This is a genomic window from Arthrobacter sp. 01T425, assembly GCF_056398725.1.
In genome coordinates this window covers 22,131-48,216 of the sequence record NZ_JBFTPY010000025.1, presented here as the reverse complement: position 1 = coordinate 48,216, position 26,086 = coordinate 22,131, and the positions used below count along the sequence as shown (strand labels likewise).

Below are 26,086 nucleotides of genomic sequence, written 5' to 3'. Positions count from 1 at the left end.
CCCCCGCCCCTGCGCCGCGCAGCTGATCTTCGATCAGCTCAGCGCGCGGCTCCGACAGGCCCGATGCCACTCCCGGGGCGGCATCGCCGTCGTCGTTGTACGGGTCACCGTGGGCGTCCGCAGCGACTGCGGTGCCGCTGTTCACGTCACGTTCGGCGACGGCATCGCCGTCGTCGTCCGGGTCTTCCTCCGCGTTTGCCGAGGTGTCTGTGTCGAGCTCCAGGAGCGGCTCCGTTCCCGACTGGTCTGTGCTGGCTGCCACCAGGGCTTCGATTTGGGCCGGGATGTCGCCGATGTTTTCGAACGGCAGGGCCAGCGGGAGGGCGTTGGAGATGGTGTAGACCTCGTCCAGGCCCGTGGCGAGCAGGAGCTGGCGGGCCAGGAGCTTGGTGATGGCGCGATTAACGACGTCGGCATCGCGCAGGGCGTCCTGCTGGCCGGTGGGCTGGTAGTGGGCGACGAGTTCGGCGATTTCCTCGCGCGTGATCGTCGGATCCGTCTGGGCGGTGACGTGCCGGTCCAGGAGCAGGCGCAGGCGGAGCAGGACGATGGTCTCGACCCGGCTCAGGGCACGCTGCTGGCGCAGGATACTGGAACGCGTACTGCCGCCGATCGCCTCGGGGTCAACCGGGCGCAGGACGGCGACCTTACGCTCGTGGTCCAGTTGCAGCGTGAGGAAGAGTTCGGAGAGGCGGCTGCGCAGGATCAGCTGGTTGTCCAGGAGCGTGGTCCACAGCTTCTCGTCGCGGCCGCCGTCGATGTAGGGGCCCTTGAGCAGCTTCACGAGCGCCTGCCGCACCTTCATGGGCAGCACGCCGGTGTCGCCGGGGAAGAGCGCGGCGCCGTCGACGAACGTGTCCCGGGGGGTGACGATGAAGGGGTCGCTCCGGACGTGGGCGCCATCGCTGTCCGCAGGCGCAGACTCGGGCGCGGACTGCGGGTCCGCCGCCGCGGTCACTGCCTTGGTCTCGGTCGTGGTCTCTGCCTGGGTCTCTGCCGTGGTCTCGGTCAGGGTCTCGGTCACAGTCTCTTCAGTCATGGTCAATCCTTCGCGAGCGTGACGACGGGCAGGTAGGCGGTGCGGGTGGTGCCGTCGATTTGTTCGAATTCGATGGGGCCCCAGGTCCCCCGGTCGAAGCCGGCACCTTCGTGGAGGGTCTGCGACAACAGGGCCCGGATGGAGTTGATGTGGCGTTCCTCTGCCGGCAGCTGCGCCCAGGCCTCGGTAAGGGTTGAGGCCCCCGCGAGCGCGGCGCGGATGGCCTCCGGCTTGGCCTTGGCGGTCCGGGGCGAGCGCGCCCGGTCCGAGTCGGAGAACGCGATGGGGTCGGCCAGCTTGGGTGGAGCCGCGAATTCGTCAGGGTCGAAGAGCTTGACCATGGCCAGGGACTCGAAACCGGCGCTGAACAGCACCGGGCCGCGGACCAGGCCGGGCCGTTCGCGCTCGTACGGCAGGGTGCGGATCGCCTGCTCAGCCTCGCGCAGGACCTTCCGGAGCCGGACCGACTGCCGGAAGTCGTCACTTTGGACGTAGGTGTTGAGGCTCTCGCTGAGCTTGCCGTAGATCCGCTGGATCTGGTTGTGCTGGGTGCGGAGTTCGGCCACAAGGTTCTTGAGCGTCTCGCGTTCATCGTGGCTGAGCTCGTCCGCGAACTGCCGGCTCAGGACTTCGCCGATCGCCGACCGGAACCTCAGCTGCTGTTGCGGGTCCTCCAGGAACGCGGTGAAGGAGCGGAACGTCCGGCCTTCGGGGCTCTGCCGCAGCCGCTTGTCGGCCTCGAGCACCTGGGCCATGGTGGCGCCCTTGCTGAGCGATTCCTCGATGATCTGGTTGCGCAGCTCCCCCACGAGCTCTTCGATCCGGTCACGCATCTTCTTGTAGTCCGCGGGCAGGCTGGCCGCGAGATCGAGGATGTTGCCTGCCGCCTCCACGGCCTCGTCGTCGTCGAGCAGCCCGTCGAAATCCCCGGAGCTGATGTCTTCCATCAGCTGGCGGCGCTCGTCGATCTCCTCCTCGAGGGATTCAATGCGTGCGCTCTGGTCCGGGTTGGTCTCGTTGGCGAGCTTCTCGACGTCGCCCAGCAGTGTGCCGAGCCGGGAGCCGTTCAGGGTGGACCGCTCGCTGGAGAGGCTGTCCAGGAAAGCCAGGACGCGGGCAGCAGGTTCCGTGACTTCGTAAACGATCTGGCCCGACTGGTTCCGGCGGGTCAGGAAGTTCTTGCGGGTCCATTCGTCCGCGTATTTCTTTCCGGAAAGTGTGCCGTTGGCCGAGCCGCTGTGCTGCTCTCCCGTGCCGGGGGCCTGCCGGCGGAGCTGCTCGAGGAAGGCGTCGACGTCGGCGTGGAACTGTTCCAGCGGCAGTTGCGCGCGCGTGCGGGTGAAGGAAGCCTGGAGCACGGCGATCACCCAAGGCGCCGAACGCGTCAGCGCCCAGGCAGGTCCCTTGGTAAGGAGCTCAAGGTCCCGGAGCCGGGTGCTGATGGCGTCGGCTGATGACACGGCGGAACGGGACACGCGCTCTCCTTCGGCTGCCAGGGGATGGTTTGGGGTGGCGTTGCGGGGCAGCGGATTCTAAAAACTGCCAGCTACAAGGTTAACGCAGGGCCCCGTCCGCATTCATCGTTGTCTGCGCCCCTATGTCGGCGCACACTGGAATGACCAGCCGAAGGGAGACGATCATGCGCAAGAGAACGATCTGGATCACGGGGGCGGCCTCTGCAGCGGTGGTGCTGGGGGGAGCGTCAATTGCGGTCGGGGCCACCCAGGCCAGGGATGTCTGGTCCGGAAGTGCGGGCGCCCTCACCGCCAAGATCGGGAACTTCGAGATCGGTGACGATTCCGATGGGCCGGCGCTCAGTGACGCCGACCGTGCCATGGCAACACAGGCCGCGTTGGCGAAGGTGGGCCAGGGCAGCGTCACCGAAGTGGAGCGCGATGACGACTCCGGCGCGGCCTACGAGGTCGAGGTACGCCTCAACGACGGGTCCCAGGTCGAAGTCGCCCTCGGCGCGGACTTCCGGGTCATGAGCCAGAGCGCCCCTGAACACGACGAAGACTGACACCGGGCAGCCTCCCGGCACTGACAAACGGTGCGACCCCCGCGATCGGTGAGGGTGCCGCAACCCCGCCGTGACCTACGCCCCGGTAGCATTTCGATCCCGTATCAAGAGGCCGCCACCGTCCAAGGACCCTAGTTCAGCCCGCCCACGGCACCCTACGCTCGGGCTACTGGTTCAACCGGAGCAATGGTGCAGGGGGAAGAATGCAGTTCGACCTAAGCGCAGTGGAAACCGGCACGATGGTGGTCATTGGAACCCTCGTGTTTGCCGTGATGATCGGCGCCTTCATGATGGTGTCCGCGTTCGCGGCCATGGTTTTGGTCGGTGTCGGCCGGCTCGCCTGGTACCTCGTGGCCGGCGCGCTGGTGGGCCTGGTCCACGGCATCAACCACGGTTGGGACCGGCTGGTCCACCACGCCTCAACGGTGGAGATGCCCGCCGATTTCCAGGTCGACTTCGGCACGGACTTCCGGTCCGACTTTCCGGGCCAGGCCTCCCCTAGCACAGGCACTTACCCGCGAGTAGTATTGCGGGACAGCTGAAGGGTCCTCCACCCGCGGCGGATCCAGGGCTCAAGCCGGTCACCCGGTTAGAGGAGATGCCCCGTGAGCTCCGCCATCGAAGACCCCGCCACCACACCCGGTACTCCAGCGTCAGATTCTCCAACATCAGGCATTCCGATTCCGGCGGCCGACGGGGACGCTGAGCACGTCGGCCCCGACGCGACGGCCGCCGACGCCCGCGCCATTGCCGAGGCCGCCCGCGAAACCAGTTGGACCCAGCCCAGCTTCGCGAAGGGCCTCTACCTTGGCAGCTTCGATTTGTCGCTGATACACCCGTGGCCCGAGGCCCCCGCCGACGACGTCGAACGCGGCGACGCGTTCATGGCCCGGCTGGCCGACTACTGCCGCACGATGTCCGGGCGCACCATCGAACGCGACGACCGGATCCCGGACGACTATCTCAAAGGGCTCGCGGAGCTCGGTGTGTTCGGAATGAAGATTCCCCGCGAATACGGCGGACTGGGCCTCACGCTCGTGTATTACGGCCGCGCACTGGCCATGCTGGGCTCGGTGCATCCAAGCCTTGGCGCCCTGATCTCCGCGCACCAGTCGATCGGCGTACCGGAGCCCGTCAAGGTCTTTGGCACTCCGGCCCAGAAGCGCGAATACCTGCCCCGCTGCGCCGCCGGCGCCGTCACCGCTTTCCTGCTCACCGAGCCCGACGTCGGCAGCGACCCCGCCCGGATGGGCAGCACGGCCGTCCTCTCCGACGACGGCGAGTCGTACCTCCTGGACGGCGTCAAGCTCTGGACCACCAACGGTGTTATCGCCGAGCTCGTCGTGGTCATGGCCCTCGTGCCGCCGCACACCGATGCGGACGGGACCGCCCACAAAGGCGGCATCAGCGCCTTCGTGGTCGAAATGGACACCCCTGGCATTACCGTGGAAAACCGCAACACCTTCATGGGGCTCCGCGGGATCGAAAACGGCGTCACCCGCTTCCACCAGGTCAGGGTCCCCGCTGCCAACCGGCTGGGCCGGGAAGGCCAGGGCCTGAAGATCGCCCTCACCACACTGAACACGGGCCGGCTCTCCATCCCCGCGCTGTGCGTCGCCACAGGCCGGTGGAGCCTGAAGATCGCCCGCGAATGGTCCGACGCCCGCACCCAGTGGGGCCGGCCGATCGGCCAGCATGAGGCAGTGGGCAAGAAAATCGCCTTCATCGCCGCCAGCGCCTTCGCCCTGGACGCCGTGTTTGAACTCTCTGCGGAAATGGCCGACGCCGGGCAGAAAGACATCCGGATCGAGGCGGCCCTGGCCAAGCTGTGGTCCACGGAGATCAGCTGCCTCATCGCGGACGAACTAGTGCAGATCCGCGGCGGCCGGGGCTTTGAAACGGCGGACTCCCTCGAAGCCCGCGGCGAGCGCGCCGTCGCTGCGGAACAGCAGCTCCGCGACATGAGAATCAACAGGATCTTCGAGGGGTCCTCGGAAATCATGAGGTTGCTGATCGCCCGCGAGGCCGTGGACGCGCACCTGGCGGCCGCGGGAGACCTCGCCTCGGAGGATGCCCGCCTCTCCGACAAGGCGAAGGCCGCCGTCGGCGCCTCCGGTTTCTACGCGAAGTGGCTGCCCAAACTCGTGGCCGGCGCCGGCATGGACCCGCGCTCCTACAGCGACTTCGGCCGGCTCGCGAAACAGCTGCGCTACGTGGAGCGCTCCTCCCGGCGCCTCGCCCGGCAGACCTTCTACGGGATGGGCCGCTGGCAGGCCAAACTTGAGCACAAGCAGGCGTTCCTGGGCCGGATCGTGGACATCGGTGCGGAGCTGTTTGCCATGGCAGCCTGCTGTTCGCGCGCCGAGATGCTGCTGCGGACGCAGCCGGAACGCGGCGCCTCCGCGTACGAACTCGCCGAGGCGTACTGCGAACAGGCCCGTGTTCGCGTCGACGAATATTTCGACCGGCTGTGGCGGAACACCGACGACGCCGACCATGCCCTGGCCCGCAAGACACTGGCCGGGGACTACACCTGGCTGGAAGCCGGAATCCTCGACCAGTCTGAAGGGACCGGTCCATGGATCGCGGACGCCAGCCGGCGCGCCTCCGTCCGGGAGGACCTGCACCGCAAGTACCGCTGACGGGCCGTCGCCACGGATAGTAAGCATCCTTGCTAACCGGATTCCGCCGTGGTTAGGTTGACGCCAGACCGGCGTCTCCAGTGCGCCCGGTCATTCAGCGAAAGTGAGCAGCCCTCATGAGCAGCACCGCAGGCCCCGACGACAAGACGACACAACACGCCGCGCAGGACGACGCCACAACCCGCCCGGTGACAGCAGTCCGCCACGACGACCCCGTCCGCGACGCACCGGTCCGCGATGCTGTTCACGACACTGTCGTGGAAGAGATCCCCACGCGCGAGACGGTAGTGGCCCGCGAGAAGGAACAGTTCGGCGGCATCAAGGTCGGCTCGGCATTCTTCGGCTGGCTGACGGCCACGGGTACGGCCGTGCTGCTCACCGCGCTGGTCGCTGCCGGCGGTACCGCCGTAGGTCTGGCCACCAACACCGATGTGAACGACGCCGTCGACCAGGCCTCCAGCAATCAGACGGTCGGGCTGACCGGCATCATCGTGCTGCTCGTGATCCTCCTGGTCGCCTACTACTGCGGCGGATACGTCGCCGGGCGCATGGCCCGCTTCAACGGCGCCAGGCAGGGCTTCATGGTCTGGATCTGGGCCCTGATCGCCGCGATCGTCGTCGCCGTGCTGGGCCTGGTCGCCGGGCAGCGCTTCAACATCCTGGCCAACCTGAACAGCTTCCCGCGGATCCCGATCAACGAGGGCGAATTGAACACCCTGAGCATCATCGCGGCGATCGTCGTGGCCGCGGTGGCTTTGGTGGGCGCAGTGCTGGGCGGCCTCGCGGGAATGCGTTTCCACCGCAGGGTGGATCGGGCCGGCTTCAGCCCGGCAGCAACGGTTGAGAACCACCCCGTCAGGGACAACTCAGCCGGGCGCCCCTAGCCGCGACGGCGTCAGCCCCGGAGGGCTCAGCCGGCAACGACGCCATCTACGTAGTACCAGCGCCGGTCCACCCGCACAAAGCGGCTGGTTTCGCGGTGCAGGCCGCGTTCGCCCTCGTGCCGATAGTGCGCCGCGAATTCCACCGTGCCTTCGCTGTCCAGCGGGCCGCCGCGGCTGGTGGAGAGGATGTCCAGGCGTCGCCACTGCATGCCGGAATCAAACTCCAGCTCAGCGGGCCGAGTGTCCGGGTGCCAGGTCCGGAGCAGGTACCCCTCGTCGTGGACCACGAAGGCGCTGTACCGGGAGCGCATAAGCTGCTCCGCCGTGGGCGCCTCGGCGTCCCCGCGATGGAACCGGCCGCAGCAGTGCACATACGCCTCGCCCGACAGGCACGGGCAGTTCCCCTCATACGGCGCGAAATATGCCGCTTCCGGAATACTCACGGAGCGGTCCGTGCCAGATGCTCCGGCGGGCTCGGAATCGGCTGCTGCGGCGTGCGTCACAAGGTGTCCTTCCGGCGGGCCGGACGACGCCGGCGGGGCTGTCTCCGACTATAGACGCCCGGCCGGCGGGGCCCGTGCCCCGCCCGCGGATAACGGCTTCGACACATATTCGCCACGACTGCCGGGGGCGGCACGGGGCCAGCGAAAAGTACGTATTGTTAAGGGGGCTCCTGCCCGCCGCGTGCTAGCGGCAGGGACCACGCTGAAGCAGGCCGGCAAGGAGAGGTGACATGGAAGATCCAACGACCATTGCGCTGAACCTGACTTTTTTCGGGACCCTCGGCGTGGCGTTCTTCATGTTCCTCGGCCTCTTCCTGGTCTTCGCCGCCACCCTCGTGCTCGCAGGGATCGGCCGGCTGGCGGCAGTCGTTGTCTTGGCCGTCGCCGGGCTCGTCCGCGGAACCCCGGTATCACGGGAAAATGGGGCTGGGGAAGAGCCGGCGCCGCACCGGCCGGCAAAGGCAGCGAAGCCCGCACGCCCCGCCCGGAATGCAGCCAAAAAGGAACCCGCACTGTCCCCGGAGTGGGCGGCCGCCGTGGCCCGGGCAGATGCCCGCGCCGCCGCGAGGGCCAGGGCCGAGGCCGGACCCGCCGTACGGGTCACCGTCCGGGACCTGCCCGACCCCCTGGCACCGGCACAGGACATCACAGAAGTCTCTGCCCTCGTGCAGTCTGCCACGGACACCAATGGAACACTTGGCTCCGTCCCGCGGGCGTTCAAAAAGCCGCCCATGCCCGCAGCGAAGTCCCTGCTGGACACCGGATCGCTCGTGGCGCTGCGCGGCACTCCGCCGGCCGGGAAGGCCAAACAGCCGGTCCAGGAACGCAAGGCCGGCTGAGCCCTTACCCCGGGCAGGCAAGTCCGCTACGTTGGAACCCATGGAATTCAGATACCTCGGGAACAGCGGCTTCAAGATTTCAGAAATCACGTTTGGCAACTGGCTGACCCATGGCTCCCAAGTGGAGAACGATGTCGCCACCCAGTGCGTCCGGGCCGCGCTCGACGCCGGTATCAGCACCTTCGACACGGCCGACGTGTACGCCAACACAGCGGCGGAGACGGTCCTCGGAGCAGCCTTGAAGGACGAGCGCCGCGAGTCGCTGGAAATTTTCACGAAGGTCTTCGGCCCCACCGGGCCCAAGGGCCACAACGATCTCGGCCTGTCCCGCAAGCACATCATGGAATCCATCAACGGCTCCCTCACCCGGCTGCAGACCGACTACGTGGACCTCTACCAGGCACACCGCTACGACTACGAGACGCCGCTGGAAGAGACCATGCAGGCCTTCGCGGACATCGTGCGGCAGGGCAAGGCCCTGTACATCGGGGTCAGCGAGTGGACGGCCAACCAGATCCGCGACGGCCATGCCCTCGCCAAGGAACTGGGCTTCCAGCTGATCTCCAACCAGCCTCAGTACTCCATGCTGTGGCGGGTGATCGAGGCCGAGGTGATTCCGGCGTCGGAAGAACTGGGCCTATCCCAGATTGTCTGGTCCCCGATTGCCCAGGGCGTGCTGAGCGGCAAGTACCACCCCGGCAAGCCTGCCCCTGAGGGCAGCCGCGCCACGGACTCCAAGGGCGGTTCACGGATGATCGAGCGTTGGATGTCCAACGAGGTCCTCACCGGCGTCCAGCAGCTCAAGCCGATCGCGGAGGAGGCCGGGCTGACCATGGCGCAGCTCAGCATCGCCTGGGTGCTGCAGAACAAGAACGTGGCCTCCGCGATCATGGGCGCGTCCCGGCCGGAGCAGATCGAGAAAAACGTCGCGGCAGCCGGCGTGAAGCTGGACGCGGTGATCATGGACAAGATCGACGCCGTCATCGGCTCACTGGCCGAACGCGACCCCGCGCAGACCAAATCGCCCGCCTCCCGCGAGGCCTAGGCCATGACCAACGCTCCCGAGCTTGCCGTCACCGGGTCCACCGGCCAGCTGGGCGCCCTGGTGGCCAGGCTGCTGGCCCAGGCCGGCAGCCAGCAACGGCTCCTGGTGCGGGACGCCGCCCGGGCACCTGAGCTCGAAGGCGCCGTCCCCTTCGTCACCACCTACGCCGAGCCGGAGCAGGCGAAGACGGCGCTTTCCGGGGCGAAAACGTTGTTCATGGTCTCCGCAGCCGAGGCCGAGGACCGGCTGCAGCAGCACTACGCCTTCGTCGATGCCGCGGCCGCAGCGGGCGTCCAGCACATCGTGTACACCTCGTTCTTCGGCGCGGCGCCGGACTCCACGTTCACACTGGGCCGGGACCACTTCGCGACGGAGGAGCGCATCAAGGCCTCCGGCATGGACTACACGTTCCTGCGGGACAACTTCTACCTGGACTTCCTGCCGCTGCTGGCCGGCGAGGACGGCGTGATCCGCGGCCCCGCCGGAGACGGCGTCATGGCTGCCGTGGCGCGGTCAGACATTGCCCGCTCGGCCGTCACCGTACTGCGGGACCCGTCCCTGCATGTGGGACGGACCTATGACCTGACCGGCCCGGAAGACATCTCGCTGGCCCGCGCCGCCGAACTCCTGACCGCCGGAACCGGCCGGGCCATCACCTTCCACAACGAGACCCTGGCGGAGGCCTACGGGTCCCGTGCCTCGTACGGCGCCCCGCCATGGCAGGTGGACGCCTGGGTGAGCACCTACACGGCCATCGCCGCCGGCGAACTCGCCGGTCCGACGTCGGCAGTGCATGAGCTGACGGGCCGGGAACCGCTGAGCCTGGCGCAGTTCCTGGCCGAGGCGCACACGCTGTAGCCCCTTGACCGGAAGAGACGGGACCGGAACGGACGGGACCGGCGCGTCCCGGTGTTGACGGTTTCCGGGCTGCGGCGTAGACCTGAGACCAGGTGATACCTACTAAAACCGGCGGGTCCTTCACAGGAGCGGGACCGGGCCGGTCCGGAAAGAATCGCGGCATGCCATGCCAAAGCAAATGTCCAGACACTCTTCTGTCCTGAAGAGTCCGCGCCGGCAGGCCGGACAACCCCGGGCGCATCCCGGCGAACCGAGCCACGGCCCGCTGACGGCGGAGGAACTCCAGCTCGCCGTGCGGAACCATTCCATGCCGCTCGAGGCCCTGCGGAGCGACACCACACCGCCCGGACTGCACTACGTGCTCACGCACTTCGACATCCCGTTCATCGACGCCGATCACTGGCATCTGTGGATCGGCGGCGCCGTGCAGCGGTCCTTCGAACTGAGCCTGCGGGCCTTGCTCCGGGCACCGAGCATCACCCTCCCGGTCACCCTGGAGTGCGCCGGCAACGGCCGGTCCCTCCTGCGGCCCCGCCCACTGAGCCAGCCGTGGGTACTCGAGGGCGTGGGGACCGCCGTGTGGACCGGTGTCCCGCTCGCCTACCTGCTGACGCGGGCCGGAGTGGAGGACGACGCCGTGGAGGTGCTCTTCACCGGGGCCGACGCCGGCAGCCAGGGCGGCGTCGCCCAGCAGTACGCGCGCAGCCTGCCGATCGAGGAGGCCTTGCGCCCCGACGTCGTGCTCGCCTACCGGATGAACGGCGCAGACCTGCCGCCTCAGCACGGCTATCCGCTCCGGCTTGTGGTGCCCGGCTGGTACGGCATGGCGAGCGTGAAGTGGCTGACCTCGATCAAGGTTCTGACCAAGCCCTATGACGGTTTCCAGCAGGCAGTGGCGTACCGCTACCAGCATGACGCCGAGGATCCCGGAACCCCGGTCACCTGGATCAAGGTCCGCTCGCTCATGATGCCCCCGGGGGTCCCGGATTTCTTCACCCGGAGCCGGATCCTGCCCCCGGGACCGGTGATGCTCACCGGCCGGGCCTGGTCCGGGCAAGGCGCCGTGCAGCGCGTCGACGTCGGAATCGACGGAAAGTGGGCAGCGGCCCATCTGGAGCACCCGGCAGCGCCGTTCGCGTGGTGTGCGTGGTCGATGCCGTGGGTGGCCGATCCGGGCGAACACGAGCTCTCCTGCCGTGCCACGGATGCCAGCGGCGCGGTCCAGCCGCTGGAACCGGAATGGAACTACCAGGGCATGGGCAACAACGTGGTGCAGCGGATCAAGGTCAGCGTGGCATAGCGCCCCCACCCGGGGCGCGGGGACTTAGCGGCCGCGCCGCAGGTGCTCCGCATTCAGTTCATCGAGCTGGGAATCCGTGAGCTCGTCAAAGCCGCGGGCCTCGCGTTTGTCGCTGCGGGAGAAGCGGATGAACATCAGGATGATCAGGGGCAAGTCGACAATTTCGCAGATGAACCACAGGACGTCCCCCGCCAGCTGCTGGTCACGCAGGGCGTTGGGGAACCAGCCCAGCGCAGACGGCGTCGTTGCGACGTGATCCAGCACCTGGCCGTTGAGGCGCAGCAGGATCCCGGGCACGGCATCGACCAGCAGCTCGATGAAAACAAACACGAACTCCATGATGAAGAACGCGCTGGAGCGGCGGAAGTCCGCGTCCTCGATGATCGGCAGGGCCATCATCATGCCAAGCAGCGGGACCCCGACCGTCAGGAGCGCCTCGGCCCAAGCGGCTGTGCGGAGGGTATAGAACGCCGGAGTCAGGAAGGTGGCGAAGAGGGCAAGGCCCAGGAGCGGGGCGGCCATGGAGTTGCCGGCAAACCGCACCGCGCTGTGCGCGAGCGCCCTGTTCAGCCGGCCGACGCCGCGCGGCGGCAGGGCCGCACGGGCGAGGGAGATGGGTTTTCCCAGGCCGATCAGCAGCGGCACCACGAAGAGCAACAGGGAAATCTTGAGCGTGAAGGCCCACCGGAGCTGCGCGCTGTAGACGCCAGGGAACCCGCACGTCAGCACTGTCAGGGACCCAAGGCCCAGAACATAGAACGCCAGCGTCCGCCACCCGGGATGGCGGTGCCCGCGCGCCGCCGCGGCCCTCAGGCCCAGCGCATAAAGCAACGCCGAGCCGCCGATCAGGGCGGCGGCGGCCCAGTCGATCTGCCAGGCGGTGAGGACTACATCAAGGGGCGGCACGGGCTCATGATAGATACCATTTCTTGGAAGACGCCGGGCCCGTGCCTGGCCGGGCGCCCGGGGCAGGCCTCAGCATCCCTCGTAGCCGGTGAGCACCTTGACCTTGTCCGCCGAGGCGGACGACGGATCGAAGGCGTCAGTAGTCCACGATCGCGCCGGCGGAGATGTTGACGGTCGCGTCCGTGATGGCCGCCGCCTTGTCCGAGACGATGAAGGAGGCCACGTTACCGACGTCCGTCAGCGTGGCCGTCCGGTTCAAATGCGCGGCCCTGGCAATCTCCACTACGATCTCTTCGCGGCCCTCGGCCTGCCACGGGATGGTTTCGATAATGCCGCCGGTGACCATGGTGACCACCCTGATGCCGTGTTTTCCCAGTTCCAGGGCCCATTGCCGGCGCAGTCCTTCCATCGCGTCGAGCGCCACCTTGAAACCGCCCAGGCCGGGGATCGTCTGGGGGCCCGAGCCGCCGAACATGAGCACGACGCCGGAGCGTTGCTTGACCATGTAGGCGGCGGCCGCGCGGGTGGTCAGGAAGTGCGTCCGCGCGGCCAGGGTGATGGGCTGGGTGAAGTCATCCACATCGATCTCCATGAGTGGCTGCTGGATGTCGCCGAATGAGATCACGTTGAAGGAGATGTCGATCCTCTTGCTCTTCTTCGCCACCCGGCTTACGAAGGCATCCACTTGCTCTTCGTCCAGGGCGTCGACGACGGCGGTTTCGGCTGTGCCGCCCGCCTCGCGAATGTCATTGGCTACTTTTTCCAGCCGCGATTCCGTCCTTCCGGCAATGTGCACTGTGGCGCCGTCGGCCGCGAAAGCCCTTGCCACCGCCCCGCCGACCGCCCCGCCGCCGCCATAGATCAGGGCGGTCTTGCCGTGAAGCATGCCGTTTTCCGGAATCCCGATGTTCACCATGGTCGCCTGCCTAGTGCCGCGGAGTACGTGAATTCCCTCAACTATGTTCTTGCGGAGGGCGGGTGGCAAGAGGACCGGGCGCAGCGCGGCATTAGCTTCTGGGCGGCCCTCCGGGTCCGGTGGCTGGTCCTCCGGGTCCGGGCGCGGGCCCGGGTCCTGGTCCGGGGGCGGGTCCGGGCCCGACGGGTCCGGCAGCGGGTCCGGGCCCGACGGGTCCGGCAGCGGGTCCGGGGGCGGGCCCTCCGGTTCCGAGCGCGGGTCCGGCGTATGCAGGCACCGGCAGCTCGCCCGGATCGACCGGACCCATATCAAGGTGGAACGGCGGATATTCGTCCCGCATGAGGGCAACGTAGGCGATAACGCGGTAGATCCAGCGGTTCAGGCCAAGCAGGAGGTCGAAGAGCCCCCGCTGGTATTGGCCCGTGAACAGCAGGATCACGCCGGCGATGAGGACCAGCAGCCCCAGGAGGGAGATGCCCACACCTTGCTGCACCCACTCGCCGTCCCGGTACTCCCACGTCCTCGCGGTCCCCGTCAGCAGGCTGATAAGCAGCAGATGTGGAATGGCCAGCAGCCAGGACTTCACCAGCACCAGGCCGCGGGACAGCCGTTCGGGATAATCGACGTCGAAGTCCGCCGGGTAATCGGTGCGGGCCAGGGTGAAGGGGGGATAGACATCCGTGCCGATCGCGCTGAACGCGTAGAAGGCCACACGCCAGTTCCAGCGGATCACACCGACACTGAAATTGAACAGCGAGCGCGGGTAGCGCGCCGTGAACAGGATCGCGAACCACGCCACAATCGTGACCACTCCGAAGGCGAACCAGAGGATAAACAGGACGATGAAGTGCGGGATGGCCAGGAACCACTTCACGAGCCACATCCACCGTGACAGGTTCGGGTCGAGGTAGCCGTGGAGGCGGGCGGGGTACACATACGGGGTCGTAGCACCCGGCGCCACCGGATACGGAGTCCCCGGCGGGGCAGCATAGGCCGCCACGGCACCCGGCGGGGCCGCACTGTTCTGCTGGCCGGGGGTGGCCCTGGGCGGGTAGGGACCCGCGGGATACGGCTGGCCGGGCTGGGCCGGCAAGTGCCCGGGAGGGACACCGCTGCCCGTCCCGCCTTGGCCCGGGCCGCCACGGCCGAGTCCAACGGCGCCCAGCACTATCAGCGGCACGCCGATCAGCAGCATCACAAGCCCGCCGATCAGCAGACCGATGAACACCGGCAGGAGCAGGTCTGTGCGTGCCCCTGCCTGCAGATTCACGCTCACCGGAGACGTCGCGTCGGCGTTCATGACCACCACTGCCCAGGACCCGGAGCGGAGGTCCCAGGTCAGTTCCTGTTCCCCCGGGCCTGTGGCAGTCGCGGCCCAGAAGGTCTGCTGCGCCGGATTGGACGGGATTTGGGAGCCGGCCACTTCGCGGTACTGCGCTCGGAAGGGGTTGAACCTGACGTCGACGATTTCGGTGCGCCGGACACCGGCCAGGTACGTCGCGACGTCGGCCCGCGGGGCAATTCCGATGAAGATTTCCTTGCCGGGGTCGGTGGAGGAACCGCGGAGCAGCACGCTGCCCGCAATGTCCACCGGAACGCCGTCGTCCACGCCGCCGCCGGTCATGAGGTCCAGCCGGGGGGTCGTCAGCGCGTAGGAATTGCCTGAGAAAGGCGCTGACGGCGTGATGAAGTACCTGCCGTCACGTTGTTGGTAGTTGACCCAGCCCGCAAAGCCGGCGCCCGCCAACAGTCCCAAACCGACCAGCGCGCACAGCGAGCCGATCACCAGCATGACAATCCGGCCTGCCTTCATGGCCGCCGTCCTTTCAGATGGTCCGTTTGCCACGCCCGGCCGGACGTGGCTTCCGGAAGCTGGCGGCCCGGGCCGCTACCGCCCGAGCGGGATCACGAACGGCTTGGCTTCGTCGATCGCGCCGGCACTGCCGGCGTGGAGGACAACGAGCGCGTTCATGCCGTGATCACGACTTTGAGGGCCTTCGTCTCCGCGGCGCGGGCGAAAGTGTCGTACGCCTCCATGAACTCGTCAAAGGTGAAGTGGTGGGTGGCGAAACTGTCCGCGGGGATCTTTTGCTGTGCCACGAGCTTGAGCAGCATGGGGGTGGTGTTGGTATTCACCAGGCCCATGCTGATGTTGATGTTCCGGATCCAGAGGTCTTCGACGTGCAGTTCCACGGCTTTGCCGTGCACGCCCACGTTGGCCACGGTGCCGCCGGGACGCACGATGTCGGTGCACATCGTGAAGGTCGCCGGGACGCCCACGGCCTCGATCGCCACGTCCACACCCTGCCCGTCGGTCAGGAGCATGAGCTGCTCCTTCCAGTCGGCATCGGATGAGAGGACCACGTCGGTGGCTCCGAATTCGCGGGATTTCTCGAGCCGGTTCGCGTCGAGGTCGACGGCGATGATCGTGGCGGCGCCGTAGAGGCCGGCGGTGGAGATCGCGGCAAGTCCCACGGGGCCCGCGCCGATGACGGCGACCGTGTCGCCGGGCTTGACCCGGCCGTACTGCACGCCGATCTCAAAGCCGGTGGGGAGGATGTCGGAGAGCATGACGGCCTGCTGGTCGCTGACTCCCTCAGGCAGGAGGTGCAGGGAGTTCTCTGCATAGGGGACGCGGACGAACTCGGCCTGCGTGCCGTCGATCAGATGTCCGAATACCCATCCGATGCCGGAGGTTCCTTCCTCCCCCAGGCAATGGGAGTACAGGCCTGTCTTGCAGTTGGCGCAGTGCCCGCAGGACTTGATGCACGAAATGATGACGCGGTCCCCGACCTTGAGGCTGGTCACGGAGGCGCCGATCTCCGTGATGGTGCCGACCCCTTCGTGGCCCAGGATGCGGCCCTTGGTCACCGCGGGGACGTCGCCTTTGAGGATGTGCAGATCGGTCCCACAGATGGTGGTGGTGTCCACTTTGACGATCACATCGCTGGGATTCTGGATTGTGGGATCGGGGACCTCGGTCCACGATTTCTCCCCGGGACCGCCATAGACGAGGGCTTTCATACGTGCTCCTTGGTTTTGAGGATGACCAGCGGGTCCACGAGGCGCAGACGGCACGGAGTCTCCGTGCCATCGATTCCCGAATACAGCAACGAGGCGCGGGCACGCTCACGGAGTTCCTCGATCGCGGCGGCCGACACCCGGGCATGGGCGAGGTCGAGCACGAGTTCGAATCCGGGAAGCTTGCTTGTGACGCGGCGGCAAACGACGTACAGTGCCCGCACGTTGGCCACGGTCACCACACCATGCACGTCGATCCGAGCTGTTTCGGCGTCGGCGTTCAGGCGGATGAGCACCTTGAGTTTAGGGTCCCCCGAATGGTGATGGATACTCATGTGGCCGTGGTCTCCTGCCTTTTCCTGCTGAAGCCGGAAAGTGCAAACGCCATTTCCTTCCCCAATTCGCGGTGAGACCCGTGCCGTGTTTACGTGAAGTGGTTCTTCGCTCGACACGTCCCCCAACTGGCCGTGCAGCAACCTCCCCACACATTCAGCTTGGGGGGCGCTCGTGGCAGAGGTAAGGGGCGAAAGTCCCGTGTGCGCCTGTTGGGTCCTGCGGCGTCGCCCGCCTAGCCTGTTCCTATGTCTGATCCGCTCGATCCGTGCCGACCCCCGGATCTCGTGCTGGCCTCCGTGCGGCACCCCGGGGAGGAAATATGCTTCGACGTTCATCTTCGCGCCGGGGCCGTGTCGGCGATCATCCCGTCGCGCCCGGGCTCGGGTGCGCTCCCCGCTGCAACCCGGGTGGTGGATCTGGAGGGCCGCTACGTCATTCCTGGGCTGTGGGATGAGCACGTTCATATGACGCAGTGGGCGCTGGCCTCCAACCGGCTTGACCTCTCCAGAGCCGGCTCGGCGCGCGAGGCGGCCGCCGTCGTCGGGGCCCATATCGCCGGGGACACTAGCACCGGGACCGGAAGCGGCGCCGGAGCTCCGGGTCCCGTCCAGACGCTGGTGGGCGTCGGTTTCCGCGACGCCATCTGGCATGACCTGCCCAGCCTGGACCTCCTGGACGGCGTGACGCGCGGCCGGCCTACGGCCCTGATCAGCCACGACCTCCACTGTGTCTGGCTCAACTCCGCAGCGGCCCAACAGTACGGAATGCCGGTGGATGCGGGCGGCCTGCTCCGGGAAGAACCGGCGTTCGCCGTGACCCGGGAGCTTGGCCAGCTGCCGGACGCGGTGGTGGATCCGTGGGTGCGGCAGGCAGGTCAGGCTGCGGCCGCGCGGGGCGTGGTCGGGATCGTGGACTTCGAGATGACGTGGAACCGCGACGCCTGGCTGCGGAGGATCTCCGGCGGCTTCGCTGCCCTGCGGGTTGAAGCGGGCGTCTATCCGCAGGACCTGGACCGGGCCGTGGCAGAGGGGCTGCGGACAGGTTTGGCGGTGGCCGGCAGTGGCGGGCTGCTCAGCGTGGGCCCCCTGAAAGTGCTGATCGACGGCTCGCTCAATACCCGCACAGCGTATTGCGTGGACCCGTATCCGAACGGCGGCCACGGGCTGCTTACCGTGAGCGAGGCGGAGCTGCTCGCCCTGTTGGTCCGGGCCCGGCAGGCGGGTTTTGTGCCGGCGGTCCACGCAATCGGCGACGCGGCCAACCAAGTCGCCTTGGATGCGTTTGAGGCGGCGGGCCTCGCCGGACGGGTGGAGCATGCCCAGTTTGTCCGGAGCGAGGATTTCGCCCGCTTCGGCCGGTTGGGCGTGACCGCGAGCGTCCAGCCTGCGCATGCCCTCGATGACCGGGACGCCGCCGAGGCGAACTGGCCGGGGCGCACGGACCGGTCCTTCCCGCTCCGTTCATTGCTGACCGCCGGGGCGACTCTCGCCTTGGGCTCGGACGCTCCGGTGGCCCCCCTGGATCCGTGGATTGCCATGTCCGCTGCCACGGCGCGGGACCGGCTGGATGGCCGCGGGCCGTGGCATGCCGAGCAGGCTCTCACACGGCAGGAGGCCCTCGCGGCCTCGACCCGCGGTCGCGGCCGTCTCCGGGTCGGGGACCCCGCCGATATTGCAGTGCTCGACGCTGACCCCCTGACCGTGTCGGATGCGGATTTTGCGGCCATGCCGGTGGCCGCCACGTTAGTGGGGGGACGGTTCACGTACGGCGGCTAAGCACCTTTGACGCGGGCCTGGACTAAGTTGGCGTACGGCAGGCGGCCGTATACTTCGATGAATGCGGCATGGTACCGGGCTTCGGCCGCGTTGAGTTGCTCAACGGGCAACTCTTTCCACGCGATGATCAGGGACCCGGGCACGGCGAGCTGCCAGATGAGCCGCCCGTCCCAGTGGCCCGGCGGCTTGCCTTCGCCGAAATCGACGAATTCCTGGATTTGCCGGCGCAGTCCGCGGTTGCCCTTGCTTCCGGGGCCGGCTTTGCCCACGAAGAGGACATCGGCGCCGTCCACCCATTCGGCGTCGAGAGAGTCCGTCTTGAGGGTGGGGTTCTTCTTCTTGAAGATGCCGGCGGTGCTCCTGGCCAGGAACTGGGGCCGGAAGCCCTCGGGCCGCAGTACCGCGAAGATCCCGGGCTTCTGCGGGATCCGGTTGATGTCAAGGTCCCGGAGCGGCCGGAAACCGGTGAAGCCGTCCTGTTTCAGCGACTGTGTGTTGATGGGCATGGGTTCCTTGGATCGGGGCTCGTGGCGTTCCTTTGAAGCTTACGGAAGAAGCTCACTCACTGAAGTCCGGGCTCAGCCGCGGGTGAAGGTGCCCAGCCCGGTCTGATCGTAGAAATCGAGCCTGACGCTCGAAGCCGTGCCGCCTCCGGCTGCGGCGTCCGCACCAGGGGCTGCGTCCGCGCCGGGGGCGAAGATTGCCCCGGCAAGACCGTTGGCGTTCTCGCCGATTGATTCAAAGCTGAAGGTGTCGCCGTCAAAATGAGTGAGCGGGAACTTGGTGGTCCTGCCGGCCGGGCCCAGCTCAAGGGTCAGCACGCCGTTCTCCACCGCGACGGTGAGCGGGCCGTAGTAGGAGTTCGCGTAACTGCCGATGTAGAAATTGTTGCCCTGCGCCGGTTTGGCCTGGGCCGGTGCCTTGGAATAGTCAACTTTTGGCTTCTCCGACTCATCGATCTTCTGGAAGACGCCCGAGGTGAATCCGATCCAGTCCACTGTCGGGGCGCCGTTCTGGGCCGTGTCCAGGAATGCGGCGCAGATCGCTTCGGGGATGCCCTGCGGCCGGCCATTGGTCAGGGCCACAATGCCCAGCTGCTCGCCGGGGAGCAGTGAGACGGCGGTCGCGGCACCAAGGTTGAAGGCCCCCGAGTGCCCGAGCATGAGCCGGGCGTGGTCGTCGTAGGAGACGTTCCAGCCCAAGCCGTAGAAGCGGGTGCGGGCGCCCGGCGTCGCCGGTGGGCCCGACACGGCGTGCGGGACATGCGTGACACCAAGCGCGTCCGGATCGATGACCTTGCTTCCCTCAAAGCTGCCGTTGGCGAGCTGCAGGCGGATCCAGCGCGCCAGGTCGCGCACGGAGGAACTGGCCCCGCCGGCGGGTGCTTCGGCGTCGGCATCCCGGGTGTATTTGGCCACCCAGGTCTTGTTACCGGCTGGGACGTGGATCAGTGCCTTGTTCGTTGCCTTTTGGTAGTCCGCGTGGCGATAGCTCGTGGATGACATGCCCAGGGGCTTGAACAAGACTTCTTCGGCGAGGTCTGCCCAGGGTTTGTTCATGGCATCGGCGACAGCCTGCGCACCAGCCGTGTAGCCGAAGTTGCTGTAGTTGTAGCTCGACCGGAAGGAGTCCAGCGGCTGCTGGTTGAGGTGGCTGAGAATATAGGACTGGTCGAATCCGAGGTCTTCCAACAGATCGCCCGCCCCCGTACTGAGGCCGCCTTGATGTGACAACAGGTCGGCCGCCGTGGCGTTCCGCGTGACGTAGGGGTCTTTCAGGGCGAAGCCGGGGGTGTGGTTGATCACCGGTTCCGTCCAGGAGATGGCCTTGCGGCCCACGGCCACGGCCGCCACCGTGGAGGCCAAGGGTTTGGACACCGAGGCCAATTGAAAAACGGTATCCGCGTCCACTGTCTCGGGCCGGCCCGATTCCCGCACGCCGAAGCCCTTGGCGTACACCATTTGGTCTTGGTAGACCACGGCCACGGCGACTCCGGGAACACCGGTACTCTCCATCACGCCCTGGACCATCCCGTCCAGCTTTGCCAAGGCGGCGTTGACCTTCTGTTGGTCCAGGAGCGGTTTGACCTGCGGTTCCGGCGCCGGAAGCAGAGACGCCGACGGCGCACCGGAGCCGCCGGAGGCACTGCTTCCGGTACCGGCGGGGGCACTTTGGGCCGTGCAGGCGGCCAGCAGCGGCATGCCCGCTATACCCGCGGCGCCGACGCCGACGGCTTTAAGTAACGAGCGGCGGTCCGAAGGCAGCGAGCTGATACTCGTCGCGATAGATTCCCTCTGGTTCATGGACAATCCTCCGCCCGGTTCCGCCTGGGGCGCAGAGCTAACGCCCTCTCCCATGATGGACCCGTGCCCGTTTTTGAGACAGGGGCGGTGCGCTCGGGTGTGGGTCCTCGGACGCCGGGATCTCGGGGCCACACCTCCACAACCGCCAACGAATCCCACCAATCCCGCTAACCTCGCGGCCTCCTTCTGGTTGCCCTATTAATGTCCGATCCCCGGAGGAGACTGGATTCATGGACGGCAATCAGGGGCCCGAAGTGGTTCCGGCGGGAGACGGCGACTACGGCCTCGGCCGCGCCGGGAGCAGTGACGGCGGCGTCCAGGATTTGCTCGCATTCTGCTCCCGCGTACTCCGGGACCTGCGTCAGGCCGAAGATTGCGCCGGGATGATCGAGCAATACCGACGGCTTGACGAGTTTCACTCTGCGCTCGACGCGTTGCGGACGCGTCTTCAGCTCGACGTTTTCCTGGGCAGCGTTTCGGGAGTGACATTGGGATCTGGAAGGTCGCCGATGGCTTCCGAAGCGGTGGAACGGCTCCGGAGGGCCATAAATGTCATAGCCCGCAGGGACACTTAACTCATGGACGGCAATCAGGGGCCCGAGACGATTCCGGCAGACCCGGCACCGGCAACTGCGGGGACCGTCGCTGAACTGGCCCGGATCCTGGCCTTCCTCCCGGCCCCGGACAGCGCTGCCGCACTGATCGACGAGATCCGGGACCTGGAGGACCTGAAGTCCGCCATGGCAGCCCGGCAGGCCCGGCACGCCGTGGCCTTCGACTTGCTCCAACGCCGCGAACAAGCCCGGCTCGGGGTCCCGCCCGAGAATCTCGGCGCCGGGATCGGCGCGCAGATCGCCCTGGCCCGGCACGAATCCCCCGCCAGGGGCGGCCGGCTCCTGGGCCTGGCCAAAGCCCTCGTGACCGAGATGCCGCACACCCTCACCGCCCTGGAAACCGGGCAGCTGAACGAATGGCGCGCCACCCTGCTCGTACGCGAAACCGCCTGCCTGACCGCCGCCGACCGGGCCGCCGTCGACGAGGAATTGGCGCCCGACGCCGGGACGTTCGCCGGGGCCGGTGACCGGTCCCTGGTCGCCGCGGCCCGCACCGCCGCGTACCGGCGTGACCCCCGCTCCGTCACCGAACGCGCCGCCCACGCCGCCAGTGAGCGGCGTGTCAGTCTCCGCCCGGCCCCCGATGCGATGACCTGCCTGACCGCGCTGCTGCCCGTGACCGCCGGCGTCGCCGTCTACAAGGCGTTGAGCGGGCACGCCGACACCCTCCGTGCCGCCGGGGACCCGAGGGGCCGCGGGCAGCTGATGGCCGATGCCCTGGTCGAACGCACCACCGGCACCCCGGGCGGGATCACCGGGGTCGAGATCCAGCTCGTCATCACCGACCGCACCCTCTTCCAGGGAGACTCCGAACCGGCCGTCCTGCCCGGCTACGGGACCGTCCCCGCCGGCTGGGCCCGCACCCTCATCAACGGCACAAGGGGTGCACACAGAGGTGAAGGCGGCCGTCCCCCCGGACCCGGCCGTCCCCCGGGATACAGTGGTCCCCCTGCACCCGGCGCCGCGGCCCCAAACACGGACAGAAACACGGACAGAAACGGTGACGGCCAGTCCGGCGGTCCGGGGCACAGTGGTCGCCCTGGACCGGGTGGCACCGGAGGGAGCGGCGATGACCCCGCGTTCAACCTCTGGCTCCGGCGGCTCTACACCCACCCCGGGAGCGGCGAGCTCGTGGGGGTGGACTCCCGCGCCCGGCTCTTCCCGCCCGGGCACCGCCGCTTCATCCAGGCCAGAGACGATACCTGCCGGACCCCGTACTGCGACGCGCCCATCCGCCACCTGGACCACATCATTCCCTGGCACACCGGCGGCCCGACCACCACGGACAACGCCGCCGGACTTTGCGAAGCCTGCAACCACACCAAAGAAACCCCCGGCTGGAAAGCACGCCCCGCACCCGGCCCCCGCCACACGCTCCAGCTGACGACACCGACAGGCCACAGCTACTACTCCACAGCGCCACCCCTGCCGGGCACGCCGCTTCGCCCAACGGCCACATCGCTCCACCGGCGCAAACTCCGGTACGTCGCCATGGCGCCCAAGCGCGCGAGGCTTGCCGCAGCGGCAGCGGCAGCGGCCGGAAACAACCACCTGAAGCTGGCCTGGCTTAGTGCGCTGTGATGCGGGCCTGAGCAAGGTTGGCGAACGGCAGCCGGCCGTGGAACGCACGAAAATCCTGCTGATAACGTGCTTCCGCTGCGTTCACTAGTTCCGGGGGCAGTTCCTTCCAAGCAACCATCAAGGCCTGCGAATCTGCGAGTTGCCACAGAAGCCTGCCACCCCAGTGGCCCACCGGGACACCGCGTCCGAAGTCAGACATTTCCCGGATCCTCTTGCGAAGGCCGCGCTTACCCGTCTTCCCCCCGCCCGCCTTGCCGATATAGAGGACCTCAGCCCCGGCTACCCATTCGGCAGACAAGACGGCCTGAGGAAGAGAAGGATCCTTGCCCTTGAAGTGACCTCCGGCGCTTCCCGCCAGAAACCGGGGCGTAAAGCCCTCCGGCATCAGGACGACGTAGATACCGGGGGCCTGCGGGATCTCATTGAGCTCGAGTTCGGCGAACGACCGGAAACCGGTAAAGCCAGCGGCGGTGAGCGTCTGCATATCGAAGTCCATGACGCTACTTTCGCAGAAACTCCTCGGCGCACGGCTCACTAACCACGGAATTCGATAAACGGGCCTTCTTGGCTTCGGGTTCCGCTGCCCGTTGCAAAACGACCGGTCCCATTCGCGGCTCTTGCCCTCGGCTCCGCCACGCTTCATCGCATCCAGCATGTCAGCGGCAAAGAAAAGCGCCCGACCACCTGGGCGGCGGCGGACGTCAGGCCTGCAGGTACCTTCGCGATCTCGCTAAGAGACGGCTCGGACACTTCCGTGTCCCGAACAACCCGGAGTCATCAGATGGTTACCTGCAGGCGCTTTAAGCCTACGCCCGCCTCACGGCCGTCACCAGAGGGCCGTTGACTCAGGGCAAACCCCCGCGCAGCCCCGGCCGAATAGGTCCCGGCCGAAACACCCCCTGCCGCGAAAGCGTAGAGTGGAGGAAGCCGCCTGATTCTGGACGCCAAGTGCTGAGGGAGAAATCGTGACGATTGACTGGGACGAAAAGAAGACCCTGCTGCAGGAGCCGAACATCGCCGCCGTGACGCAGCTGTGTGACGAACTCATGGAAAAGAAGCCTGGATCCGTGGTCCCGTACATCGACCCCATCCACGACGAGGACGAATGCCGGATCGTCAGCCTGCATATCAGCCCGGGCAAGGGCACCGAATCGGGCTTTGTCTCGCACTTCAACGACGATGAAGCCGCCCGCCGCGCCACCTCCATCTACGAGGCCGCAGAGCTGGACCCCCGCTATGTGATGCCGTGGAACGCCTACCCGTGGATCCGCGATCCGGAGGCATCCTCGGCCCTGAACGTCCAGGAGAAGACGGACGGCCTCCGGCCCTTCCGCCAGTTCCTCAAGATCAACAAGCGCGTCTCGGCCGTTATTGCGCACGGCGCGGACGCCCACTCCTTCCTGACGCTTTTCGAGAAGACCTACCATTCCTCGCTGAAGAATCATGGTGTCAAGATCTACAAGGCCACCGCACTTGGCGGCCGCGCCTTCGCGGTATCTCCGGCCAAGCAGGAAGAGCTCCTCGCCAAGAACGTCGAGGTCTACAAAGACGCCATGCAGCGGGCGGGCATCCAGCACCTCTGAGGCTCCACGCAACCCCGTCCGGCAACGGCATCCGGCGCAAGCCGAGCCGGCGCCGGCGGCATCACCCGGCCAGCAGCCTGCGCCGGTGTTTGAGTTCCTTGACCCAGTCGCGGGTGACCATCGCTGAAAACGGCGAGGCGCCGTCGTCGGACATGGAGCGGAACGCCGTGCCCGCCTGAAGGTCCACCAGCAGCGGTTCCGAGGCCTTCAGCGCCAGTTCCAGCACCTGGACGGCGGCACGTTCAGTCAGCCCCATCCCCGCGGCCCAGCCCAGGAAGTGCTTCCGGGAAATCCCTGTGCGCTTGCCGTCCAGGGTCAGGGCGAGTGTCTTGTCCCCGTAGACGACCGTGGACGGGATGTCGTATACCGGCGCGATGGACCACTCTCCGGCCGGCTGCTGCACCATGGAAACGTTCTTCGCGTGCAGGTCGCCGTTGCCCGTCAGCCACGCAAATGCCGCCTGGAGGGCCAAGTTCCGCACCGCGGGCAGCGGAGCCGCGCAATACGCCGCAAGCGCATGGCACACCTGCCCGTATCCCACGTTGTACTTGTCGGCCGGGTAGAGGCCCAGCACCTGCGCACCGTCCTCGACGGCGAGCCGCTGCACGGCCCGCGGCGACCTGGCCGCCGCCTTGGGCCCCGACACGCCGGCGACAGGCCCACCGGATACTGTGCCACTGGCCACAGTGCCACTGGCTAAAGGCACCCGGTCGAAGCGTTCCACGAGCAACCCGGGCCGCCCGGCGACGTCGCGGATCAGCTGGACCCGGCTCAGAGGGATCCGCAGCCGCGCCGCGTACCGGAACATCGCGTACTCGTTTTCGACGACGTGCGGGAACTCGGGCGCGTTGAGTTTGAGGATGTAGCGCCGGCCGGCGCTGGCCACCGGCATGGAGATCATTCCAGCGGACAGCTTGTCCTGCACCCCCGCCAGGGCCACCGGGTCGATCAGCCCGGAGTCGCCCAGCAGGGCCTCGAAATCCACGGGCGTTGCGGGGTCAAGCTCGACGGCGTGCTCGTCCGGGTCCAGCTTCTCGCCGTGGCCGACGATCTGCACGTCACCCACCGGGTTGGCACCGGCCGCGATGAGCAAGGACAGCTCATCATCCACGCTGGTCTTGATGGAACGGCGCAACGCATTCAGCCGCCGGCCCTCCGGCAGAAGCCCGGTGAAATACGGCGGGGCTGCCCCCGCCGCGGACAGTACAGGTTCCGGCGTTAGCGGCAGGGAGCTCGCGACGGCGGGGCCCCCGGACGCCAGATAGGCCGGCAGGTAGCTGAACCTGGTGCCGCCGTCGTGCCGCTCCAGCCGGGCCGCCAGCACGCCGGCCTTGTAGATATCCGCGATCCGGTGCCTCATGGCCGGGCTTCCGGCCCGTCCCGCAGTTCACCGTCGGCCCGCAGGCCGGCCACCGGGCCTGCGAGGGCACGGGCTGCGGCGCTGGTCCGGGTCTGGACCCGGAGTTCCAGCCCCAGCGTGTCCAGGAGCGCCAGCAGGGAGTCCAGCTGCACCGTGCGTTTTCCCTGTTCGACGAACCGGACGAAGCGCTCTGAGACTCCGGCCAGTTCGGCCAGCTCACGCTGGCTCAGGCGGAGCGACCCGCGCCGGGCCCGGGCCTCGGCAGCGAGTTCGCCCGGAAATGCGTTCCCCATGGCCACCTCCCGTTGATCAAGATACGTCCGAGGGTCCGGCGTTCGTGCGTACGAACCTGCGGGATCGAACCTGTGTGCGTACCAACCTGTGGGATCGAACCCTGCGGGTCCGAACCCTGGCGGTACGAACGTGCCGCTTTGCAGGCATTTCCAGTATAGGACGGGGCAAGATGCCTGCACAGGGCTATAACGGCACGTACGTACCGGCGCACTGGGCAGGCAGGGGCAACTGCCGGCGACCGAAGGCACCCGCCATCACTGCACGGCT

At 67.5% G+C, this 26,086-nt stretch carries 24 protein-coding genes and 1 pseudogene; 12 read left to right on the top strand and 13 right to left on the bottom strand.

What is annotated here, in order from left to right; all coding sequences use genetic code 11:
• Window positions 1-160: 160 nt before the first annotated feature.
• Window positions 161-1,039, bottom strand: a pseudogene (locus AC1DNG_RS20050) (DUF4194 domain-containing protein); the annotation flags it as partial.
• A gap of 2 nt (window positions 1,040-1,041) precedes the next feature.
• Complete coding sequence (locus tag AC1DNG_RS20045) at window positions 1,042-2,514, bottom strand: DUF3375 family protein (protein ID WP_476888087.1); 1,473 nt, start codon at window positions 2,512-2,514, stop codon at window positions 1,042-1,044.
• A 164-nt stretch (window positions 2,515-2,678) separates the two neighbouring features.
• On the opposite strand from AC1DNG_RS20045, the gene AC1DNG_RS20040 reads away from it, so the two are divergent.
• The 4 genes from AC1DNG_RS20040 to AC1DNG_RS20025 all read left to right on the top strand — a co-directional run bounded on the left by AC1DNG_RS20040 (window position 2,679) and on the right by AC1DNG_RS20025 (window position 6,585).
• Window positions 2,679-3,059 carry a PepSY domain-containing protein gene (locus AC1DNG_RS20040; RefSeq protein ID WP_476874340.1) on the top strand — a complete coding sequence of 127 codons (381 nt, stop codon included), beginning with the start codon at window positions 2,679-2,681 and terminating at the stop codon, window positions 3,057-3,059.
• A 203-nt stretch (window positions 3,060-3,262) separates the two neighbouring features.
• Window positions 3,263-3,601, top strand: coding sequence for a hypothetical protein (locus AC1DNG_RS20035; protein WP_230007274.1), 339 nt, complete (start codon window positions 3,263-3,265; stop codon window positions 3,599-3,601).
• 63 nt (window positions 3,602-3,664) lie between these two features.
• Window positions 3,665-5,701 carry an acyl-CoA dehydrogenase family protein gene (locus AC1DNG_RS20030; RefSeq protein WP_374208201.1) on the top strand — a complete coding sequence of 679 codons (2,037 nt, stop codon included), beginning with the start codon at window positions 3,665-3,667 and terminating at the stop codon, window positions 5,699-5,701.
• A 116-nt stretch (window positions 5,702-5,817) separates the two neighbouring features.
• Window positions 5,818-6,585 carry a hypothetical protein gene (locus AC1DNG_RS20025; protein ID WP_476858081.1) on the top strand — a complete coding sequence of 256 codons (768 nt, stop codon included), beginning with the start codon at window positions 5,818-5,820 and terminating at the stop codon, window positions 6,583-6,585.
• Window positions 6,586-6,611: 26 nt separating this feature from the next.
• Here the strand turns inward: AC1DNG_RS20025 and AC1DNG_RS20020 are convergent, their stop codons facing one another.
• Window positions 6,612-7,028: a YchJ family protein gene (locus AC1DNG_RS20020; RefSeq protein ID WP_476888093.1), complete on the bottom strand. Its 417-nt coding sequence runs from the start codon at window positions 7,026-7,028 to the stop codon at window positions 6,612-6,614.
• Window positions 7,029-7,318: 290 nt separating this feature from the next.
• Here AC1DNG_RS20020 and AC1DNG_RS20015 point away from each other — a divergent pair, with 290 nt between their 5' ends.
• The 4 genes from AC1DNG_RS20015 (at window position 7,319) to AC1DNG_RS20000 (ending at window position 11,130) form a co-directional block, all read left to right on the top strand.
• Window positions 7,319-7,927, top strand: coding sequence for a hypothetical protein (locus AC1DNG_RS20015; protein ID WP_230007271.1), 609 nt, complete (start codon window positions 7,319-7,321; stop codon window positions 7,925-7,927).
• 40 nt (window positions 7,928-7,967) lie between these two features.
• The gene (locus AC1DNG_RS20010; RefSeq protein WP_223915020.1) at window positions 7,968-8,972 is read left to right on the top strand and encodes an aldo/keto reductase family protein; all 1,005 of its coding nucleotides are present in this window, start codon (window positions 7,968-7,970) and stop codon (window positions 8,970-8,972) included.
• Between the two features lie 3 nt (window positions 8,973-8,975).
• A complete protein-coding gene (locus AC1DNG_RS20005) occupies window positions 8,976-9,830 on the top strand; it encodes an SDR family oxidoreductase (protein WP_230007270.1) in 855 nt (284 codons plus the stop codon).
• Window positions 9,831-9,996: 166 nt separating this feature from the next.
• Window positions 9,997-11,130 carry a sulfite oxidase gene (locus tag AC1DNG_RS20000; protein ID WP_476858083.1) on the top strand — a complete coding sequence of 378 codons (1,134 nt, stop codon included), beginning with the start codon at window positions 9,997-9,999 and terminating at the stop codon, window positions 11,128-11,130.
• 24 nt (window positions 11,131-11,154) lie between these two features.
• On the opposite strand, the gene AC1DNG_RS19995 is transcribed toward AC1DNG_RS20000, so the two are convergent.
• The 5 genes from AC1DNG_RS19995 to AC1DNG_RS19975 form a co-directional block, all read right to left on the bottom strand.
• A complete protein-coding gene (locus AC1DNG_RS19995; protein WP_476888086.1) occupies window positions 11,155-12,036 on the bottom strand; it encodes a cytochrome c oxidase assembly protein in 882 nt (293 codons plus the stop codon).
• Window positions 12,037-12,172: 136 nt separating this feature from the next.
• A complete protein-coding gene (locus AC1DNG_RS19990; RefSeq protein WP_476851716.1) occupies window positions 12,173-12,952 on the bottom strand; it encodes an SDR family NAD(P)-dependent oxidoreductase in 780 nt (259 codons plus the stop codon).
• 91 nt (window positions 12,953-13,043) lie between these two features.
• Window positions 13,044-14,765: a DUF4389 domain-containing protein gene (locus tag AC1DNG_RS19985; protein ID WP_476888085.1), complete on the bottom strand. Its 1,722-nt coding sequence runs from the start codon at window positions 14,763-14,765 to the stop codon at window positions 13,044-13,046.
• Window positions 14,766-14,920: 155 nt separating this feature from the next.
• The gene (locus AC1DNG_RS19980) at window positions 14,921-15,976 is read right to left on the bottom strand and encodes a zinc-dependent alcohol dehydrogenase family protein (RefSeq protein ID WP_079555420.1); all 1,056 of its coding nucleotides are present in this window, start codon (window positions 15,974-15,976) and stop codon (window positions 14,921-14,923) included.
• Entirely contained in the window at window positions 15,973-16,308 is a 336-nt protein-coding gene (locus AC1DNG_RS19975) for a hypothetical protein (protein ID WP_028276886.1), read from the bottom strand. Before AC1DNG_RS19975 ends, AC1DNG_RS19980 begins: the two co-directional genes overlap by 4 nt.
• Window positions 16,309-16,554: 246 nt before the next feature.
• Here AC1DNG_RS19975 and AC1DNG_RS19970 point away from each other — a divergent pair, with 246 nt between their 5' ends.
• Complete coding sequence (locus tag AC1DNG_RS19970) at window positions 16,555-18,084, top strand: amidohydrolase (protein ID WP_476888084.1); 1,530 nt, start codon at window positions 16,555-16,557, stop codon at window positions 18,082-18,084.
• Here AC1DNG_RS19970 and AC1DNG_RS19965 read toward each other — a convergent pair.
• Together AC1DNG_RS19965 and AC1DNG_RS19960 are read right to left on the bottom strand one after the other, a co-directional pair.
• A complete protein-coding gene (locus tag AC1DNG_RS19965; protein ID WP_476888083.1) occupies window positions 18,081-18,590 on the bottom strand; it encodes a hypothetical protein in 510 nt (169 codons plus the stop codon). The two genes, AC1DNG_RS19970 and AC1DNG_RS19965, sit on opposite strands and share 4 nt — an antisense overlap.
• A 72-nt stretch (window positions 18,591-18,662) precedes the next feature.
• Window positions 18,663-20,387 carry a serine hydrolase gene (locus tag AC1DNG_RS19960; protein WP_476888082.1) on the bottom strand — a complete coding sequence of 575 codons (1,725 nt, stop codon included), beginning with the start codon at window positions 20,385-20,387 and terminating at the stop codon, window positions 18,663-18,665.
• Between the two features lie 230 nt (window positions 20,388-20,617).
• On the opposite strand from AC1DNG_RS19960, the gene AC1DNG_RS19955 reads away from it, so the two are divergent.
• Together AC1DNG_RS19955 and AC1DNG_RS19950 are read left to right on the top strand one after the other, a co-directional pair.
• Window positions 20,618-20,962: a hypothetical protein gene (locus tag AC1DNG_RS19955; protein ID WP_230007308.1), complete on the top strand. Its 345-nt coding sequence runs from the start codon at window positions 20,618-20,620 to the stop codon at window positions 20,960-20,962.
• 3 nt (window positions 20,963-20,965) lie between these two features.
• Window positions 20,966-22,582 (top strand): HNH endonuclease, encoded by a 1,617-nt coding sequence (locus AC1DNG_RS19950; protein WP_476888081.1) that lies wholly within the window; start codon window positions 20,966-20,968, stop codon window positions 22,580-22,582.
• On the opposite strand, the gene AC1DNG_RS19945 is transcribed toward AC1DNG_RS19950, so the two are convergent.
• Complete coding sequence (locus tag AC1DNG_RS19945; protein WP_476860455.1) at window positions 22,569-23,078, bottom strand: hypothetical protein; 510 nt, start codon at window positions 23,076-23,078, stop codon at window positions 22,569-22,571. The genes AC1DNG_RS19950 and AC1DNG_RS19945 overlap by 14 nt on opposite strands.
• A gap of 469 nt (window positions 23,079-23,547) precedes the next feature.
• Between AC1DNG_RS19945 and AC1DNG_RS19940 the strand changes: the two genes are divergently transcribed.
• Window positions 23,548-24,165, top strand: coding sequence for a uracil-DNA glycosylase family protein (locus AC1DNG_RS19940; protein ID WP_028276890.1), 618 nt, complete (start codon window positions 23,548-23,550; stop codon window positions 24,163-24,165).
• Window positions 24,166-24,226: 61 nt separating this feature from the next.
• Here AC1DNG_RS19940 and AC1DNG_RS19935 read toward each other — a convergent pair whose 3' ends face one another.
• Together AC1DNG_RS19935 and AC1DNG_RS19930 are read right to left on the bottom strand one after the other, a co-directional pair.
• Complete coding sequence (locus tag AC1DNG_RS19935; RefSeq protein WP_476858090.1) at window positions 24,227-25,525, bottom strand: type II toxin-antitoxin system HipA family toxin; 1,299 nt, start codon at window positions 25,523-25,525, stop codon at window positions 24,227-24,229.
• Complete coding sequence (locus tag AC1DNG_RS19930; RefSeq protein WP_223914978.1) at window positions 25,522-25,818, bottom strand: type II toxin-antitoxin system Y4mF family antitoxin; 297 nt, start codon at window positions 25,816-25,818, stop codon at window positions 25,522-25,524. Before AC1DNG_RS19930 ends, AC1DNG_RS19935 begins: the two co-directional genes overlap by 4 nt.
• Between the last annotated feature and the right edge of the window lie 268 nt (window positions 25,819-26,086).

Coding starts and splice junctions, on each gene's coding strand:
- AC1DNG_RS19970 (WP_476888084.1), top strand. CDS start 16,555: ATGTCTGATCCGCTCGATCCGTGCCGACCCCCGGATCTCGTGCTGGCC.
- AC1DNG_RS19975 (WP_028276886.1), bottom strand. CDS start 16,308: ATGAGTATCCATCACCATTCGGGGGACCCTAAACTCAAGGTGCTCATC.
- AC1DNG_RS20035 (WP_230007274.1), top strand. CDS start 3,263: ATGCAGTTCGACCTAAGCGCAGTGGAAACCGGCACGATGGTGGTCATT.
- AC1DNG_RS19985 (WP_476888085.1), bottom strand. CDS start 14,765: ATGAAGGCAGGCCGGATTGTCATGCTGGTGATCGGCTCGCTGTGCGCG.
- AC1DNG_RS20025 (WP_476858081.1), top strand. CDS start 5,818: ATGAGCAGCACCGCAGGCCCCGACGACAAGACGACACAACACGCCGCG.
- AC1DNG_RS19950 (WP_476888081.1), top strand. CDS start 20,966: ATGGACGGCAATCAGGGGCCCGAGACGATTCCGGCAGACCCGGCACCG.
- AC1DNG_RS20005 (WP_230007270.1), top strand. CDS start 8,976: ATGACCAACGCTCCCGAGCTTGCCGTCACCGGGTCCACCGGCCAGCTG.
- AC1DNG_RS19945 (WP_476860455.1), bottom strand. CDS start 23,078: ATGGACTTCGATATGCAGACGCTCACCGCCGCTGGCTTTACCGGTTTC.
- AC1DNG_RS20040 (WP_476874340.1), top strand. CDS start 2,679: ATGCGCAAGAGAACGATCTGGATCACGGGGGCGGCCTCTGCAGCGGTG.
- AC1DNG_RS20010 (WP_223915020.1), top strand. CDS start 7,968: ATGGAATTCAGATACCTCGGGAACAGCGGCTTCAAGATTTCAGAAATC.
- AC1DNG_RS19990 (WP_476851716.1), bottom strand. CDS start 12,952: ATGGTGAACATCGGGATTCCGGAAAACGGCATGCTTCACGGCAAGACC.
- AC1DNG_RS19930 (WP_223914978.1), bottom strand. CDS start 25,818: ATGGGGAACGCATTTCCGGGCGAACTCGCTGCCGAGGCCCGGGCCCGG.
- AC1DNG_RS19965 (WP_476888083.1), bottom strand. CDS start 18,590: ATGCCCATCAACACACAGTCGCTGAAACAGGACGGCTTCACCGGTTTC.
- AC1DNG_RS20015 (WP_230007271.1), top strand. CDS start 7,319: ATGGAAGATCCAACGACCATTGCGCTGAACCTGACTTTTTTCGGGACC.
- AC1DNG_RS19960 (WP_476888082.1), bottom strand. CDS start 20,387: ATGAACCAGAGGGAATCTATCGCGACGAGTATCAGCTCGCTGCCTTCG.
- AC1DNG_RS19935 (WP_476858090.1), bottom strand. CDS start 25,525: ATGAGGCACCGGATCGCGGATATCTACAAGGCCGGCGTGCTGGCGGCC.
- AC1DNG_RS20000 (WP_476858083.1), top strand. CDS start 9,997: ATGCCAAAGCAAATGTCCAGACACTCTTCTGTCCTGAAGAGTCCGCGC.
- AC1DNG_RS19955 (WP_230007308.1), top strand. CDS start 20,618: ATGGACGGCAATCAGGGGCCCGAAGTGGTTCCGGCGGGAGACGGCGAC.
- AC1DNG_RS19980 (WP_079555420.1), bottom strand. CDS start 15,976: ATGAAAGCCCTCGTCTATGGCGGTCCCGGGGAGAAATCGTGGACCGAG.